This is a genomic window from Psychrobacter sp. JCM 18902, assembly GCF_904846615.1.
In the GTDB taxonomy this organism is placed as follows: Bacteria; Pseudomonadota; Gammaproteobacteria; order Pseudomonadales; family Moraxellaceae; genus Psychrobacter.
Map to the genome: position 1 here is coordinate 776,952 of NZ_CAJHBK010000001.1, position 16,594 is coordinate 793,545.

16 protein-coding genes are annotated in these 16,594 nt (G+C 44.0%); 10 read left to right on the top strand and 6 right to left on the bottom strand.

Features of this window, described 5'->3' with window-relative positions:
* Positions 1-12 precede the first annotated feature (12 nt).
* The 7 genes from JMY05_RS03210 to JMY05_RS03240 all read left to right on the top strand — a co-directional run bounded on the left by JMY05_RS03210 (position 13) and on the right by JMY05_RS03240 (position 9,100).
* Complete coding sequence (locus tag JMY05_RS03210; RefSeq protein ID WP_201615324.1) at positions 13-1,080, top strand: CaiB/BaiF CoA transferase family protein; 1,068 nt, start codon at positions 13-15, stop codon at positions 1,078-1,080.
* A gap of 71 nt (positions 1,081-1,151) precedes the next feature.
* Complete coding sequence (locus tag JMY05_RS03215) at positions 1,152-2,837, top strand: AMP-binding protein (protein ID WP_201614159.1); 1,686 nt, start codon at positions 1,152-1,154, stop codon at positions 2,835-2,837.
* 443 nt (positions 2,838-3,280) lie between these two features.
* Complete coding sequence (locus JMY05_RS03220; RefSeq protein WP_087945612.1) at positions 3,281-4,204, top strand: ABC transporter ATP-binding protein; 924 nt, start codon at positions 3,281-3,283, stop codon at positions 4,202-4,204.
* Positions 4,205-4,268: 64 nt separating this feature from the next.
* Positions 4,269-5,963 (top strand): ABC transporter permease subunit, encoded by a 1,695-nt coding sequence (locus JMY05_RS03225; protein WP_060491364.1) that lies wholly within the window; start codon positions 4,269-4,271, stop codon positions 5,961-5,963.
* A 102-nt stretch (positions 5,964-6,065) separates the two neighbouring features.
* Positions 6,066-7,070, top strand: a complete 1,005-nt coding sequence (locus JMY05_RS03230; RefSeq protein WP_045445576.1) for an ABC transporter substrate-binding protein — start codon at positions 6,066-6,068, stop codon at positions 7,068-7,070.
* A gap of 141 nt (positions 7,071-7,211) precedes the next feature.
* Positions 7,212-8,354 (top strand): TIGR03364 family FAD-dependent oxidoreductase, encoded by a 1,143-nt coding sequence (locus JMY05_RS03235; protein WP_201614160.1) that lies wholly within the window; start codon positions 7,212-7,214, stop codon positions 8,352-8,354.
* Entirely contained in the window at positions 8,354-9,100 is a 747-nt protein-coding gene (locus JMY05_RS03240) for an HAD family hydrolase (protein WP_045445577.1), read from the top strand. Before JMY05_RS03235 ends, JMY05_RS03240 begins: the two co-directional genes overlap by 1 nt.
* Positions 9,101-9,318: 218 nt before the next feature.
* Here JMY05_RS03240 and JMY05_RS03245 read toward each other — a convergent pair whose 3' ends face one another.
* The 4 genes from JMY05_RS03245 to JMY05_RS03260 form a co-directional block, all read right to left on the bottom strand.
* Complete coding sequence (locus tag JMY05_RS03245; protein WP_265089047.1) at positions 9,319-9,879, bottom strand: GlcG/HbpS family heme-binding protein; 561 nt, start codon at positions 9,877-9,879, stop codon at positions 9,319-9,321.
* A gap of 55 nt (positions 9,880-9,934) precedes the next feature.
* On the bottom strand, positions 9,935-11,146 hold the full coding sequence (locus tag JMY05_RS03250) for a CynX/NimT family MFS transporter (protein ID WP_045445580.1): 1,212 nt from the start codon (positions 11,144-11,146) through the stop codon (positions 9,935-9,937).
* Positions 11,147-11,321: 175 nt separating this feature from the next.
* Positions 11,322-11,792: a cyanase gene (gene cynS / locus JMY05_RS03255; RefSeq protein WP_045445583.1), complete on the bottom strand. Its 471-nt coding sequence runs from the start codon at positions 11,790-11,792 to the stop codon at positions 11,322-11,324.
* Between the two features lie 113 nt (positions 11,793-11,905).
* Entirely contained in the window at positions 11,906-12,568 is a 663-nt protein-coding gene (locus tag JMY05_RS03260; protein ID WP_045445586.1) for a carbonic anhydrase, read from the bottom strand.
* Positions 12,569-12,706: 138 nt separating this feature from the next.
* Here JMY05_RS03260 and cynR point away from each other — a divergent pair, with 138 nt between their 5' ends.
* Together cynR and JMY05_RS03270 are read left to right on the top strand one after the other, a co-directional pair.
* Complete coding sequence (gene cynR, locus JMY05_RS03265; protein WP_045445589.1) at positions 12,707-13,615, top strand: transcriptional regulator CynR; 909 nt, start codon at positions 12,707-12,709, stop codon at positions 13,613-13,615.
* 47 nt (positions 13,616-13,662) lie between these two features.
* Positions 13,663-14,049, top strand: a complete 387-nt coding sequence (locus tag JMY05_RS03270) for a DUF6122 family protein (RefSeq protein ID WP_201614161.1) — start codon at positions 13,663-13,665, stop codon at positions 14,047-14,049.
* 211 nt (positions 14,050-14,260) lie between these two features.
* Here JMY05_RS03270 and JMY05_RS03275 read toward each other — a convergent pair whose 3' ends face one another.
* Both JMY05_RS03275 and JMY05_RS03280 read right to left on the bottom strand, forming a co-directional pair.
* On the bottom strand, positions 14,261-14,749 hold the full coding sequence (locus tag JMY05_RS03275; RefSeq protein ID WP_045445592.1) for an META domain-containing protein: 489 nt from the start codon (positions 14,747-14,749) through the stop codon (positions 14,261-14,263).
* 304 nt (positions 14,750-15,053) lie between these two features.
* Positions 15,054-15,503 (bottom strand): PACE efflux transporter, encoded by a 450-nt coding sequence (locus JMY05_RS03280; RefSeq protein ID WP_045445595.1) that lies wholly within the window; start codon positions 15,501-15,503, stop codon positions 15,054-15,056.
* Positions 15,504-15,593: 90 nt separating this feature from the next.
* On the opposite strand from JMY05_RS03280, the gene JMY05_RS03285 reads away from it, so the two are divergent.
* Positions 15,594-16,472 carry a LysR family transcriptional regulator gene (locus JMY05_RS03285; protein WP_087816195.1) on the top strand — a complete coding sequence of 293 codons (879 nt, stop codon included), beginning with the start codon at positions 15,594-15,596 and terminating at the stop codon, positions 16,470-16,472.
* Positions 16,473-16,594: the final 122 nt, after the last annotated feature.

The following is a 16,594-nucleotide window of genomic DNA, read 5'->3' on the forward strand; positions in this document are numbered from 1 at the left end:
AGCACTGGTTCAATGATAGATTTAGTGGCAGATTGCTTACAAGGGCTGCGCGTCGTTGATTTGACTCGTAATTTACCGGGACCTTTTGCCACACGTTTGCTTGCAGATTTGGGCGCAGAAATCATTAAGATTGAACCCAAAAATGGTGATCCTGCCAGAGCCTTTGGTGAATTGTTTAAAGCACTAAATCATGGCAAAACTACTGAAAGTCATGATTTCCGTGATCCTCAAGGTATTGCTGCTATCAAAGCGCACCTCAAAGATGCTGATGTTATGTTGGACAGCTTTCGCCCCGGCGTCCTAAAAGGCATGGGACTAGATGCCAAAACGCTGCATGCGATTAATCCAAAGCTAGTCATGGTATCGATTACTGGTTATGGTTTGGCATCTAGCGATTCGAAAATTGAGATTAATCATGACTGGGCTGATAAAGCCGGTCATGATATTAACTTTATGGCGATGAGCGGTGTTTTAGACCAATTAAAGACGGCGAGTGGTGAGCAGGCAATGCCTAACGTTCAATTTGCGGATTTGGCAGGCGGCAGTGATACCGCTGTGATTTCATTGCTTGCTGCAGTGTTCGCCGCCCAGCGGACGGGCAAAGGTCGTCATGTTGCGATTAGTATGACGCATAGTTTGTATCAACATATGATCATGCCAAAGGCAACGGGAACACTGGTGAAAAGCTTTTCAGGGCAACAACCAGCACCGCAGCATGATTTTTTGGGTGGATTATTACCTTGCTATCGCCTATACAAAACAGCAGACAAACGTCATATGGCCGTTGGTTCGTTAGAGCTGAAATTCTGGCAAGGGCTGTGTGAAGTATTGGATTTGTCTGCGCTCAAAAACAGCCATTGGCAACTTGGGGTTATGCCAAATACCTCTGAAAGCCAAGCGGCGGCTAAGGTGATAAGCGATAAATTTGCCAGTCAAACACTTGAGCATTGGCAGCAAGTTTTTGCGCTCGTTGATGTCTGTGTCACCCCTGTGCTTAGCCTCAGTGAAGCAAAAACACATCCCTTATTTGCCCATCAAGATGCGTATGATGCAACGTCAGGATGGCAGCAGGTTCAGTAGTTATGTTTTTTATGAGAAATGCTTCAAAGCCATTGAGTTTTTCATAAGTTAATTACCAAGGAAGGTAAGTTATGGATCAGTTTTGGACGCAGCATTATCCTAAAGGGATAAATGCACAGATAACGCCGCCACATAATACATTGATTGACATGTTTGATGACAAATTAACAGAATATGCCAGCCATGAATTTATCACCAACATGGGTGTTACTTATTCTTATGGGCAAGTGGATAGCATGTCATTGGCTATTGCGGCTTGGGTTCAAAGTCTGGGTCTAGCAAAGGGTTCGGTCATAGGCATCATGATGCCCAATGTCAACCAGTACCTGCCTATAGTCATAGGGGTAATTCGCGCTGGTATGGTCACAACGCTCATCAATCCGCTGTATAGTCCTCGTGAATTGAGACATCAATTGGCTGACTCAGATACTGCTGTATTATTTATATTAGAACCATTTTGCAAAACGTTAGAGAAAATTATCAAAGACACGCCTGTCAAAACCGTGGTCATCAGCAAGATTGGCGATATGTTAGGAGTAGTGAAAGGTGCGCTTGTTAATATCGCTGCCAAATATGTCAAAAAAGCCATTCCCCGTTATCAGTTGAAATCCAATTCTCATTATACCGTGACTCGCTATAAAGCGGTTTTAAAACGCGCCAAAAAATTAAGCTATTCTCGTCCTACCATTCAAGCGGACGACTTATTAATGCTGCAATATACTGGCGGTACGACAGGTGTTGCCAAAGGTATTTTGATTACCAATCAAAATGTTGTGACCGCCACTTATCAGTTTGTCGAATGGTTCAAGCCAGTCTATGACGCCATGTCTGATAGTACTCAAATAAATACCATTGTCGCTTTACCGCTGTATCATATTTATGCGTTTATCTGCTCAATAGTTGGGTTGAGTGTGGGTCAGCATCTCACACTGGTTACCAATCCACGTGATATTGAAGGGTTTATCAAGATATTGCGCAAGCGTCCTTTTCATCTATTGCCTGGTGTCAATACTTTGTTCCAAGCCCTGCTGATGAATCCCAAATTTAAGGAGCTGGATTTTTCCGCATGCAAATTAACCCTAGTTGGTGGTATGGCAGCGACCCCTGAAACCGCTAAGCGCTGGCGTGAAGTCACAGGTCTGCCTATCCTCGAAGGCTGGGGTATGTCTGAGACGCTAGGCGTGGGTACCGCCAATCCATTTAATGGCACTGAATATAGTGGCAATGTAGGGTTACCACTGCCTAGTGTCGATATCAATATCCGTGATGAAGATGAAAATATTCTCGCCATAAATGAAGTTGGTGAGATGTGTATCAAAGGTGACAACGTCATTACTCATTATCATAATATTGACAATACGACGTTTTTTACCGCTGATGGTTACTTAAAGACAGGTGATATTGCGTCTATGAACGAGCAGGGTGCTATTAAGATATATGACCGTAAAAAAGACATGATTATCGTCAGTGGTTTCAACGTTTATCCTAACGAAGTAGAAAACATCATTGAGGAGCACCCTAAGGTTGCCGAATGTTCAGTGGTTGGTATCGATGATAAGTTGCAGGGTCAGTCGGTCAAAGCCTACGTTGTAAAATCTGATAACAGTTTAAATGAGGATGATATTAAAGCGCTGTGCCAAGCAAATCTGGCCGCCTATAAATGCCCGCGTCATATCGAATTCATAGACGAGTTACCCAAATCAACTGTCGGAAAAATACTGCGTCACAAGCTGAGAAAATTGGCTCATGAAGCGTAACAACTACTCAACAGACTCTCATCAATAACATCTACGTTTAACGCATTTTGTCTGTCATCTATTGGCAGGCTTTCTGTTTTTAGAAGACCTCATTTAATGGTATTAAATGGGGTCTTATATTTTGAAAAATGCTCATGGGATTGTTTTCGATACTTTATCTAGGGCGTGTCCTCATTTTAAAAATGGTGATAAAAATGAGATAAATTGCCGTCAAATAAGGAAGATAGCGCCGTTAATATCGAGATATTAATAAGCTATTTGACGATGTTTAACAAAATTTAGCCATTTTTAGCCCATTTAGAGAGTAATTGATTGAATTGAGGACACGCCCTAACGTTGTTTGATGTCATCGTATTGTCATGGCTCTTTAACCAAAATGTCACAACTACTGGCTACACTGCTGACCTAGGCAATACAAATAATAAATGATCAGGTTGGTTGATATGTTAGAGCTTAGAGGTGTGACGAAAAAGTATGAGAATAAAGTCATCTTTGAAGATATTTCCCTCAAAATTAATAAGGGCGAAATCGTCTCAATCTTAGGGCCTTCTGGCTGTGGTAAAACGACTTTATTGCATATTATCTTAGGTTTGACAGGTATCAATGGCGGTCGTCTTGCTTATAACGGCGAAGACATTACACGAGTGCCGATGAAAAAAAGAGGCTTCAATATTGTCTTTCAAGACTATGCACTGTTCCCCAATCTAAATGTCAAACAAAACATCGAATACGGTCTACGCAATAATCCCCATATTAGTACGCAAGCAGAAGTCGATGAACTGGTCGACTTACTCGATATCAAAGCCCACCTAAATAAACGCATCAGCCAATTGTCTGGTGGTCAAAAGCAACGCGTGGCACTCGCACGCACTTTGGTGATGAAGCCTAAAATTCTGTTATTAGATGAGCCTTTATCTGCGCTAGATGGTGTCATCAAAGAAACCATCAAAGCACGTATTCGCGAGATTTCCGTTCGCTATCAGTTGACGACTTTAATAGTCACTCATGATCCAGAAGAAGCCATGACGTTATCTGATCGTATTTTACTGCTCTCAGATGGCAAAGTGGCACAGTTCGCGACACCAACGGAAATCATTCGCAACCCAGCCAATGATTTTGTCAAAAACTTCATTCTCAATCAGCTCAATATTAAGCGTCGCAATATCTTAAGTTTATTCGCGGATGATGGCGCAACTATCGATCCCTTAAGCAAGTATACCCAGCGCCAACATTACGGTCAGAATGACAGTGAGGTGACTCATCGTTATGACGATATCGATGGTATGGACATTATCGACAATACCGACGATCTTAACGTTATCAAAGACAGTCATCAGCAAAAACGAAAAGATGCCACCATCAATTAATATTGATTAAAAATAAAAATGCCGTGAATGACCGTATTTGACCATTTGATCGTCTTGGATATTTATGAAATTGAGCAATTCACCCCTCATAAAAGCAATTTGGCTATTCGTTGCTGTTTTATTCGTCATGTTTATGTTTGTGCCATTAGTCAAACTGCTGGCACTGTCTTTGAATGTCGGTGATGCATTAGGGCTAGAAAACTACACCAGTATTTTGAGCAGTGATGGCTTTTTGCAGACCATGCAAAACAGCTTTTTTGTGGCGACGATGAGTGCGCTTAGCGCGACGTTTTTGGGCTTTATTTTGGCTTATACCGTGCATTGGACCAATTTGCCCAAAAGTTTTAAACAATTTATTAAGCTGGCGGCATTATTTCCTATGTTGTTGCCAACCGTAACCTACGGCTTTGCCATTATTTATACTTTTGGTAAACAAGGCTTGCTTACTCAGATTCTTGGCTTTCAGCTGTTTGAGGACATATATGGCTTTTATGGCATGTGGCTTGGTTATACCATTTATACCTTGCCCATTGCTTTTTTATTATTGAACAATACGTTCCAGTATTTGGACAAAAAGTTCGTCGTTGTATCAGAGTTGATGGGAGACTCTCCTTATCGCCAGTTTGATATGACTGTGGTGCGCCCTCTAATCGGTACCTTTGCAGCAGCGATGATTCAATGTTTCTTTTTAGCCTTTACAGACTTTGGTATTCCAGCGTCGATTGGGGGGCAATATAGCGTCATCGCCACTGAGCTTTATACCCAAATCTTAGGCGCGTCACCGTCATTCGAAAAAGGGGCAGTGGTTGCGTTATTTATGCTGGTGCCATCCATCCTAAGCATCGCCATACTATGGTACGTGGCACGCTTCAATGTGCGCTATGACTCAGTTGAAATGATTGATCTGCCCACCTCAAAAATCAAAGACCGTGTTTTGGCGGTGTTATCGAGTGTGATTTTAGCCTCACTGTTACTGGTATTCGCCGTGATATTCATTATCCCATGGATTAAGTCATGGCCTTATCAGATGGTCTTCACCACCGAGATTGTCAGCGAGGCTTTAGAGTCTGCCAATCTGATGCGGGTCTATAAAAACTCATTACTTGTGGCGGTATTAACGGCGGTGTTTGGCACCTTGATTACGTATTTTTCAGCCCTGTTATACGAGCGCTCAAGCCTGTTTAAACTGGGTAAATTCAGTATTGAAAGCTCAGCATTGGTAACCAATACGGTGCCTGGAATGGTCGTAGGTATTGCCTATTTGATGGTGTTTTCGGGGTCGGCGGTCGCCAATACTATTTTTATCATCGTGATTAGCAACATCATTCATTACTTTGCCACGCCTTATTTAATGAGTAAAAACGCACTGTCTAAAATGAATTTGGGCTGGGAGACGACGGCTGGTCTGTTGGGTGACTCATGGTTTACATCGTTACGCCGCATCGTCGTGCCCAATTCGTTTTTTACGCTGATTGAAGTCGCTTCATTCTATTTTATCAGTGCCATGGTGACGATTAGCGCGGTTATCTTTATTTCAGGTGCCAAAACCATGGTACTCACCACCAAGATAGTCGAGCTACAGCACTTTGCGCGCTTCGATGAGATTTTTATCCTGTCACTAATGATATTGCTGACTAATATTGGCGCACTGATGTTGTTTGCTATTGTCCGTCATATTTATAGCAAAAGGCTCTCTGGTACAACGGCAATAAAAACCAAGAAAAAACCTAAGTCAATGGTGGTACCAACGTCTTCTTAGTCTTACTCATCGGTCAAGCGCATTGATAAGACTTATTTTCGTTTTATATTTTAAGCAACAACTTTTTCAGTATTAAAACCTCAACAAATAATAGGACAAATAATGTTTTTATTTAAAACGTTAGTGGCAAGTTTCGCGTGTGGGATCGTCTTAGCAGGTTGTAGTTCACCTGAGTCGGAAGGAGGTGCTTCTAGCAACGTCGAAGAAGTGGTCATTTATAGCAATGCCGACGAAGAAGCGGTCGAGGTCATCCAAGAGGTTTTAGACGAAGCAGGCTATGAAGGTCAGTATGTCTTTCAGTCTTTTGGGACAGGGGAGTTGGGTGGGCGTTTGCTGGCAGAAGGCGATAATACAGAGGCTGATATGGTGACGATGAGCTCGTTCTACTTAGAAAGCGCCCAAGCCAAGCATCCTATGTTTAAAGAATTGACCTTTGACGTTGACCCGCAAGTGGCGGTCCCAAATTACTATGCACCAATACTGGGCTTTACGGGCGCTATTATTTTAAACACAAAAGAGATGGCGGCGCAAAATCTGCCCAGACCAACCAGTGCCAAGGATTTGGCAAACCCGATCTACAAAAATAAAATTGCGATGGTGGATCCTAATGGCTCATCGACAGGTTGGCTCTTTATTCAAGACGTCACCGCTACTTATGGAATGGGCGCTGAAGGGCAGAAAATTATGAACGATATCCGCACCAATGCGGGTCCAAACTTGGAGTTGTCAGGCTCAGGTCCGATCAAAAAAGTGATGGCAGGTGAGGTGCCGATTGGTTTTGGCTTGCGTCATCAAGCAATCGCAAACAAAGCACAAGGCTTGCCTATTGATTATGTTGACCCAAGCGAGGGGAATTATACGCTGACGGAGTCGGTAGCCGTTATTGATAAAGCCGAGAACATCAATCCAAATGCGATGAAAATGGCTGAAATCATTGTTAAAAATGCGCGTCCAAAATTATTAACGATATACCCAAATGTGATTTATGACGGTGAAACAGTCGCTCCTGACAATCAAATCAAAAACAGTAAAACGTACGGCGAGCCACTGACGGCTGAGCTGTTAGATAAGCACAGAGCGTTTTTCCATGGACAAACTGAATCGTAAATGAATCTATAAAAACCGTGATGAGTAGTCATTATTCAAATGCACTATTTCATCGGCTAGTGGAATCCTTAAAACAAGGATTGAGCCGCTAAAACATAAATTGAGTATCATTTGTAATCAATCATAAAGAAGAAAAAAGCTATGACAGGGACAAGTAAATTATCAGATAAACAGTATGATGTGGTCGTCGTTGGGGGCGGTATCGTTGGTCTTGCCAGCGCTTATGCTGCCGTAAAAAAAGGGCTGAAAGTGGCGCTGGTAGAGCGTGAAGCACAGAATAAAGATGCCTCGATTCGTAACTTTGGCTTTGTGACGGTTAGTGGTCAGCGTAGCGGTGAACATTGGCAACGTGCCATGCACTCACGCAATATCTGGGCGGATATCGCGCCAAAAGCCGGTATCAAGGTTGAGCATACCGGTCTGCACATGCTGGTTCAGCGCCCTGAAGCGATGAGCGTTGCCGAAGCATTTTTGAAGAATGAAATGGGCGAGTCCTGTCGCTTATTGAGCCAATCAGAAATACAGGAGCAGACGCCTTATCTTAAAACAGGTTTGGGCGTTTTATATAGCCCGCACGAGCTGAGAGTCGAGTCAAATACCGCGATTGGCAAATTGGCGGACTGGTTAGCACAGGTGCATGGCGTGGATTTTTATAACAAAACCACGGTTCAGGCGGTTGATCTACCCACTGTTCATACCAGTCGAGGGGCACTACAGACAGCGCATTGTGTGATCTGTCCTGGGGCAGATTTACATGGCTTATATCCTGATACTTTAGCGCAGTCTGATGCCAAACTCTGTACCCTCAATATGATGCGCGTGATGCCAAGGCAAGCATTCAAACTAAATGCTGCTGTCATGTCAGATCTGAGTTTTGCTCGTTATGATGGGTTTGCTCAGCTACCAGAAGCCCGTGCGCTTATCAGCTTACTTGATAACACCCAAGCTGCTGAACGAAAGGCTGGCGTACACTTAATCGTTGTTCAATCAGCGGATGGCTCACTTATCATTGGTGACAGTCATGATTACTGTGATAAAGAGCTGCCCTTTAGAGACACTTGTCAAGATAACTTAATCATCAACGAGTTCAAAAAAGTCATGGATATCGGTGAGGTAGACATCACTCAGCACTGGTTAGGGGTCTATCCAAGTGCCGACAATGTCGTGTTTAAAGCATCACCAGAATCAGGAGTTGCCATCGGTACCATCACAAGCGGCACAGGCGCATCAACGGGATTTGCCTTTGGTGAAGAGTTAATTAATTTAGTATTGGAGTCAAAATAATGAATACAGATATTCATCGTATCAAAGCGCCATTCGACGCGATCAAACTGTGTGTCTTTGATATGGCAGGCACGACCGTCAATGAAAACAATTTGGTTTATAAGACCGTATGTGATGCGATCAATCACACCCTACAACAGGTTGGTCAAACAGACATTCAGGTTAATCTAGAGGTGTGTTTAGAGTTTGGGGCTGGCAAAGAAAAGCGACAAGCCATTAGCGATATACTCAATGAAGTATGCAAACATGACAATACCGCGACCGCTGATAGTGAAAAATGGACGGATGCTGCCTTTAATACGTTTAAATCAGCGTTGGCATCAGCCTATACCAAGGACACGGTAGCAACCTTCGATAGCATGCTAGATTTTTTCAATCAGTTAAAGCAGTCGGGTAGAAAAGTCGTGCTAAATACGGGCTACGATATTCAGACTGCCAATAAAATATTAACCCTTTTAGGATGGTCAGTGGGTCGTGATATTGATGCTTTGATTACAGCAGATGATGTGCACAATGGTCGTCCTGCACCAGATATGATTACCCTTGCTATGGACAAGTTTGGGATTGAGCATTCGCAACAGGTATTGAAAGCAGGGGACAGCGGCATCGATATCGAAGAAGGCAAAAATGCCCATTGTGGTCTATGTATTGGGGTGCTCACTGGTGCTCAAACCCATGTGCAACTGGAGAAATATTCACCAGATATCGTGCTTGAGAAGCTCACGGATCTGGCGTCATTAATCTAGAGTATGTCCTCAATTTAATTGAGGCATCTATATGGGCTAAAAATGGCTAGATTAAGACATGGGGTGCTTTAATGGCGCATTTTAGAAGGAGAGGAATCATTATATGGTTTCTCTCCTCCTTATTTTATGGAAGTAACAATAGATATAAGGACAGACAGGCTTATCAACTTTCGAACAGCATAATATGTGGAATATTTGTCTTAAAATTTTAGCTCGCGCTACTGCTGCTCTAATGCTTTTAGACCTGCTTTGGCGATGTGTACATCTTCGCTGCCATGTGCGCCGCCCACCCCGATACCACCGACTACGATACCATCGATATGAATGGGCACGCCGCCATCTAAGATAAGGATGTTTTCATCCAAATAGCGTAGGTCTTCAGGAATCGTGCCGTCTTTGATGCCTTTGGCGATGACCGCCGTTTCTCTTTTTTGTGAGTTTGCGGTATAGGCTTTTTTGTAACTGGCACGCACGGTATGCACGCCTGCGCGGTGATCTCTGAGCACTGCTAAGGTTTGTCCAGAGGCGTCAACGACGGTCACAGATACCATCAAATTGTTGTTTTTGGCTTCTAATGCGGCGGCATTCACCATGTTTTGTGCCATCTCGCCAGTCAATAATGGAATGGTGGCCATCTCTGCTCCTTGGGTTATTACGTTTGATTTAATCACTGGCACTTGATACTGTGAGTGTGAGGTGTTGGCACACGCGGAGATGGACAACAGTGAGGTTGCAAGCGCGGCATAGATAACGAGTTTTTTCATAATCAGTCCTTTCATAGTTAATCCTTGAGGTTGTTTTGAATATCGCATGACGTGACTCAATACGCCTGAATCAAAGCTTAGACAAGTTAATTGCCTGATGATAACTTGCTGGGGCAAACTTGATGGTGACAAACAGCATACCGATAAGGCTGATCAATAACATCCACCAAACCGCTTGAAAATTGCCAGTCGACTCGCGTAGCACACCTGCGATATAAGGCGCGATGGCAGTAATAATAAAGCCAATGCCTTGGACAAATGCTGCCAGTGCCCCAGCGAGTTTGGGTTTGGACAAATGATCTAACGCGACGGTTAATGTCAATGAAAAGCAAGCACCAAGACCACAGCCAATCAAGGCAATCCACAAGATGAGTAAAGCTGTCGGCATGGTAATCAAACCTATAAATCCAGCAAGTTGTATCCCTACGGCAAAAAACAACCAAGGTCGGCGGTCGAGACGATGGGCGGATAACATTGGAATAACCAGCGCACCAATGACCTGAAAAATCGTCATGATACCGATCAGCTCGCCACTACTTTGCGCGCTCCAGCCCAAAGTCTGCGCATAGCTTGGCAACCATGCAATCATACAAGCATATCCAGCATTTGCCAGACCAAAATAACTTGCCAGCAGCCAAGCACGGCGATTGCCAAAAAAGTTGATTTTTACCCCGTCGTCTCGATTTTCCATCTGCTCAGAGGGGCGTCGCCACCACAGCACGAGGGCAAAAACTGGCACTATCAGCCAAATACCCAAACCAGATTGCCAACTGCCGTAATGTTGAGCGACCACGGGACTCAAGATAGCGGCAACCCCGCCACCAGTCATCAGTGCAGCAGAGTAAACGCCCATAGCAAGTGGTACACGCGCAGGATACCAGCGTTTGACCACACCAGGTGTCATTGCTTGCACGATGGCGATACCTGTACCACCTACTAAGGCACTGGCTATCAGCGTCCCTCCAGTATCTAACCACAAGCGCCATAAACCCGCTAAGGCAATCGAAAACAGACCGCCTGTGATCCACGCGCTTTCACTAAATCGTCGCCCAAGCCAAGGCAACAGTAGCGGAAATATACCCATACACAGCATCGGCAGCACTACCAATAAAGAGGCGGCTTGTAAACCCATCGCTGTACTTAGGCGAATTTCTGTCAGCAACGGACCAGTAGAAGTGATCGTTGGGCGCAGCGTCATCGCCAACCCAGCAATCACCAGCATAGGAAACAACAAGGTCAGTATCGACGAACGCGCCGTGGAAGAGATATGATCGGTACTCATGAATAATGTAAAATCCGTATTAAGAAAGGCAGTACCAAAAAATCACCGCCTGAGTCGCCAAAAAAGCCGCCGTCACTATATGCCGAACGCCGACTTTTTCAATAAGTGCTACTTTTAAAAACTGCTATTTGCTGATAAATCTGCTATTCAAAGCATTATTTAACAAAAGCGCCATTTAAAAAGGTTTGAATGGTAAGAATTTACCATCTAAAGTAATCACTGCGCGGTCACCACCTTCTGGGTCAGCTACTTTTTTGATATCCATTTTAAAATTAATAGCGCTAATAATGCCATCACCAAACTGCTCATGAACCAAGGCTTTGAGCGTGGTGCCATATACTTGCATCATCTCATAAAAACGGTAGATTGTCGGATCTGTAGGGATGTCGCTACCGACACTACCGCGTGATGGGATGCATTGTAGTAACGCGATGGCGTCCTCATCAAGTCCTAAAGTTTCACCAACTTTTTGGGCGGCATCAGCAGGTAGCGGATGCTGACCTAGTAAAGCGGCAGTGACAAAGACATCACTCAGATTAGTTCCTGAAGCGATTTGCTCAAATGACAGATTCTTTGCCGCTTTGGCAGCAATGATGGTGTCCGTTAATGTTTGACGTGCGGTGTTGCTTACTTGAGACTGAATCATAATAATACCTTTTGAGGTTGGTGGTGGTTATTGGGTTAATGATGCTTATGAATTATTTGGGTTAATTGATTTTCTGATTATGCATAGTCATTGATAATGACAGTTATATAACGCTAAACGGCGACTGCCAGTGGCGATATCGGATAAGCACGAACCTCAGTGTGCGTTGCCAATGAGACAAATTCATTGGTCACGCCGTCTAAGGCATCGATATCACCGGACTCGATATCATAAACCCAGCCATGTAGTGCCAAACGATTTTCTCTTAGCGCCAAACGTATCGAAGGATGGGTTTTGATGTTTTCGATTTGAGCGATGACATTTTCACGAACCATAGAGGCGACCCGATCGCTATCACTGGCGTGTTCACGGGCTTCATTGACTACCCGTGCTGAGTCAGCGTAGCGTAGCCAGCTGCCTACCGCTGGCATATGATCCATGCAGGTGCAGTTGGCAATCGCAGTCATCGCGCCGCAGTCTGAGTGCCCGCAAATCACCACATCCGTGACTTTTAAAGCGGTAATAGCATACTCAACTGAGGCCGATACACCACCAGGCTCAGGACCATAAGAAGGCACAATGTTGCCCGCATTTCGAATCACAAACAGACCACCGGGTTCGTGTTGAGTAACGAGCTCGGGCACTAAGCGGCTGTCTGAACAAGAAATAAACAGCGTGCGCGGGTTTTGTTTGGTCGCTAAGTTTTTGAATAAATTGGCGCGCTTAGGATAGGCGTCACTGTGAAATTTTAGAAAACCTTCAATAATATCTTTCATCGCGTTGGTCTCTGTGTAGTTGATGAAAGGAATGATACGCCGCTATCGTTATAAGGTAAAATACTGGTATATTATGATGTCGATAATAATTACTTATGACCAAACCTTGATCAATCCCTAATCCACACGAGATGACCCATGATTCTTCGGCACATTAAGTATTTCTTGGCAGTGGCAAAGTACCAAAGCTTTACCCAAGCAGCAGCGTCTTTGTACGTCTCACAGCCAGCGTTATCGCAGCAGATTAAGCAGTTGGAAGAAGGTCTAGGCGCGACTTTATTTGATCGCTCTGGTCGCCGTGTCACATTGACCGATGCCGGTGACGTCTATGCGCGCTATGCCCATAGAGCCTTGCAGGATTTGGAGGAAGGACGGCGCGCCATTCATGACGTGCAGGATCTCAGTCGCGGTGCGTTGCGGATTGCAATTACGCCTACTTTTACCACGTATTTGCTTGGACCTTTAATCAAAGCGTTTCATACTCGTTATCCGAGTCTCACGCTAAGCGTGCAGGAGATGTCACAGGAGCAGATGGAAAAGCAAATACTCGATGATGAGTTTGATGTGGGTATTGCTTTTGAAGATGTGCAGTCTGCCGATATCGATACACAAACCTTGCTGATAGAGACGCTCGCACTGGTTGTTAGTAAACATAACGCTCTTGCTAAGCACGCGGCGATTGACCTGCCAACGCTAAACGCGCAGTCACTGGTATTGCTGAGCCGCGAATTTGCCACGCGCGAACAGATTGAGCATTATTGTCGCCAGCATGACATTGCGCCAAACGTACTGATGGAGGCAAACTCGCTAAGCGCAGTGATCGAAATGGTTCGCCATACCCAACTGACCACCTTATTACCTTCCAACATCGCTCATAATTATGATGAGCTGGTGGCGATTACCTTAGCGCCGTCTTTGCTCCAGCGTACAGCGGTATTACTACAACGAAAAGGTGCGTATCAGAGCGCTGCTACCAAGGCATTTGTTGCGTTGGCACATGAGGTCTGTTCGAACACGGTTGAATCCAATGCACTGTTTTTCAAATAGAATAAACTCAAAAAACGAACGGTCACGATGAGACAGGCAAAAGGTCAATGACGCAAACCTTAATTCACTATTTTTTTCACTTCGGCATGCCTTTAATCTTGGCTTATGTGTTTTTTCGCAATGATTATAAAAAAGTTTATCTGATATTACTCGCCACTATGCTGGTTGATTTGGATCATCTGCTAGCAACGCCTATTTTCTCGCCCAATCGCTGTAGTATTAACTTTCACCCGCTGCACAGTTATTATGCAATGGCAGTATATGTGGCTATGTTAGTGCTGCCTAAGCCATATAAAGTCATAGGTTTGGGCTTGCTGTTGCATATGCTGACGGATCTGAATGACTGCTTTATGACGTATGCCCAAATCCCCCAAGCGTTGGATGATGCGCCAGCTCGTGAGCTGGTCATATGGCTAGCAAGTAGGTTTAAGTAGTATTTTTAACTTTTCATCGCATGTTCATTAATTCCGTATTTATTATGGGCATATTATATTTTCTAAAGAATCGGATTATTTACTGAGAAGTTAGTTCTGCACTAAGCCTAAATTCAGTATTCAGACAATAAATATAGACAAAAAAAGCCTCACTTATTAATAGTGAGGCTTTTTTATTGAGTGACTCGTTTAGCACTCTATACGGCAATAACTACTTAGCAACCGCTTTAAAATTTGCTACTTGGTTTGCATTGGTAATGGTCAAGACAGGCACGTTATTGGCATTTTTGCTCATGCTATATTTACCATTTACGGTTGCTAGCGCAGCACTATCAAAGCTGGCTTGTGGGGCAGGGCAAGCCATTCTTGTGCTTCTTACTGGACCCAAGGTTACCTCGCCATTTACTACCTTATATTCAGCACTCATATTGTTACAAGTATTCATCAAAGTAACGATATTGCTCCCATTCGCCGTCAAAAAATCGAGGGTTAATGGTTCGGCTGGATTAAGGAATAATGGAGTAATGGTCTCGCCCTTGGTGTTTTTGGCATCCACGAGTTGCCAATGATAGGCTTGTAATGCATCCGAGGTAATAGGCTGGGTAACGGGTGCACTTGGCGTAGATGTGGTTTGACAACCTGCTGCCAATGTTCCCACTGCTAAAACGCTTGCCATCATTATCTTGGTCATATTTTTCATATAAAGTCCTTTATTGCTTCAATTATTATATAGAGACATTTATCTCAAAATTATTGTGCTCGCTGCCCCAATAACTGACATGAGACGCTAGTAGATGCAGGCATTATTACAAAGCAATGATAGCGATACAAGCGCCAGTAACCATTCAAATACCAAGTTGTTTTTATGTTGATATAGTCGGTTCAATATAATTTGGATACAAGGAAGGCAAGCGAAAGTACTACAAATAGTAGACTAAGCGAGCCTGACACCGTATCTGATTTATATAGGATTGACTATAAATCTTTAGCACAGCCTATTGCTATTAGGCGACCACATCATTACGTTGAGATAGCAGATGGTTTGCTGGAATAGGAAACACATTGTCATAAATCCAGTTATAAACAAAAGCATGTACCAAGTAGAAAGTAGCCATTGTAATATCCATGAGAAAGGCTTGCCAGAGGCTGATGCCTAAGTGCCACGCAATTATTGGTAGGAATAATAACAGCAGACCACCTTCAAATAAAAACGCATGCAACATCCGTAGTGGAACCGTCTTATGTACATTGCCGCGTAGCTTCAGCATGCTGTGGTCAAATAACAGGTTGTAAAAATAGTTCCACAACGTCGCGATAATCGAAGCAGCCACGGCGATAAGACCTATCGACTGAATATCAAAGCCAAATAACCAGCTTGCCAACGGTACAAATATAATTAAACCTATTATCTCAAAACCCAAAGTATGACGAATACGATCTTTCACGGTGCGCATGAAGCTTCCTAGTTGAATCAGTTATTTTCGCGCCTATTGTATCTGTTAAACTATTATAACCAAGTTAGAACCTATAGGATTTTTAGATAGATGAGCCTTTCATTAGAGCAACTGCAAGCTTTTGTCGCCACGGTAGAGACCGGTTCTTTCTCAGCCGCCGCCCGTTATCTAGGCAAGGCGCAATCTGCTATTAGCACGGCGGTGTCAAATTTAGAAATTGATTTGGACAACAGCTTATTTGTCCGCAGTGGACGCTATCCAGTCCTAACGCCAGCTGGAGAGCGCTTACTGGTAGAGGCGCGAGTGATATTAGAGCGTTGTGAGCATTTTCGCGGGGTGGCTAAAAGTCTGGGCGAAGGAGTAGAGAGTCGATTGGTACTGGCGGTTGATGAGCTGTATCCCGAAGCAACGTTGGGCGGATTGATGGAAGAGTTTTCGCGTCGATTTCCTAGTGTGGAGCTGGAACTATTGTTTCCGCTGATGGAAGATGTCAGCCGCTTGGTGCTAGAAGATCGCGCCGATTTGGGTATTATGTGGCGTCAAGAGATACTACCTTCAGCGCTGAATTTTCATGGGCTTGGTTGGGTGTCGATGAAAATGGTGTGCGCGCCGAACCATGAGCTAGCCCGTCAGCCAGTGGGGTGGGAGGAGTTGAAACGCTATCGGCAATTGATGGTGGCCACTCGCAATCATAGCGAAGAAAAAGCACGGTTGAGAATAGCATCTGATGTCTGGTGGGTTGAAAGCCAATGGGTCATTGTTGAGCTGGTACAGCGCAATCTAGGCTGGGCATTCGTGCCTGAACATGTGGTAGCCAGTGCCTTAGATAATGGTTTTTTAGTCGAGCCAATATTGGACTTTAACGATCATGATTGGCCAGTGGCTTTAGAAATTGTATGGCACAAGCAGCGTCCTCTAGGTAAAGCGGCTGCTTGGTTGAAGTCGGCTGCGATTGCGCTAAATAAGTAATATTAAGCGGTCAATAATAGTGAGTTTTAAAGGGTCGTCCATTTATTGCAGGTGCACTATCTATAAAATTTATAATGTTGTCGATAGATTTGAGTAGGTTATAAATTTAAACGGTTTTTAAT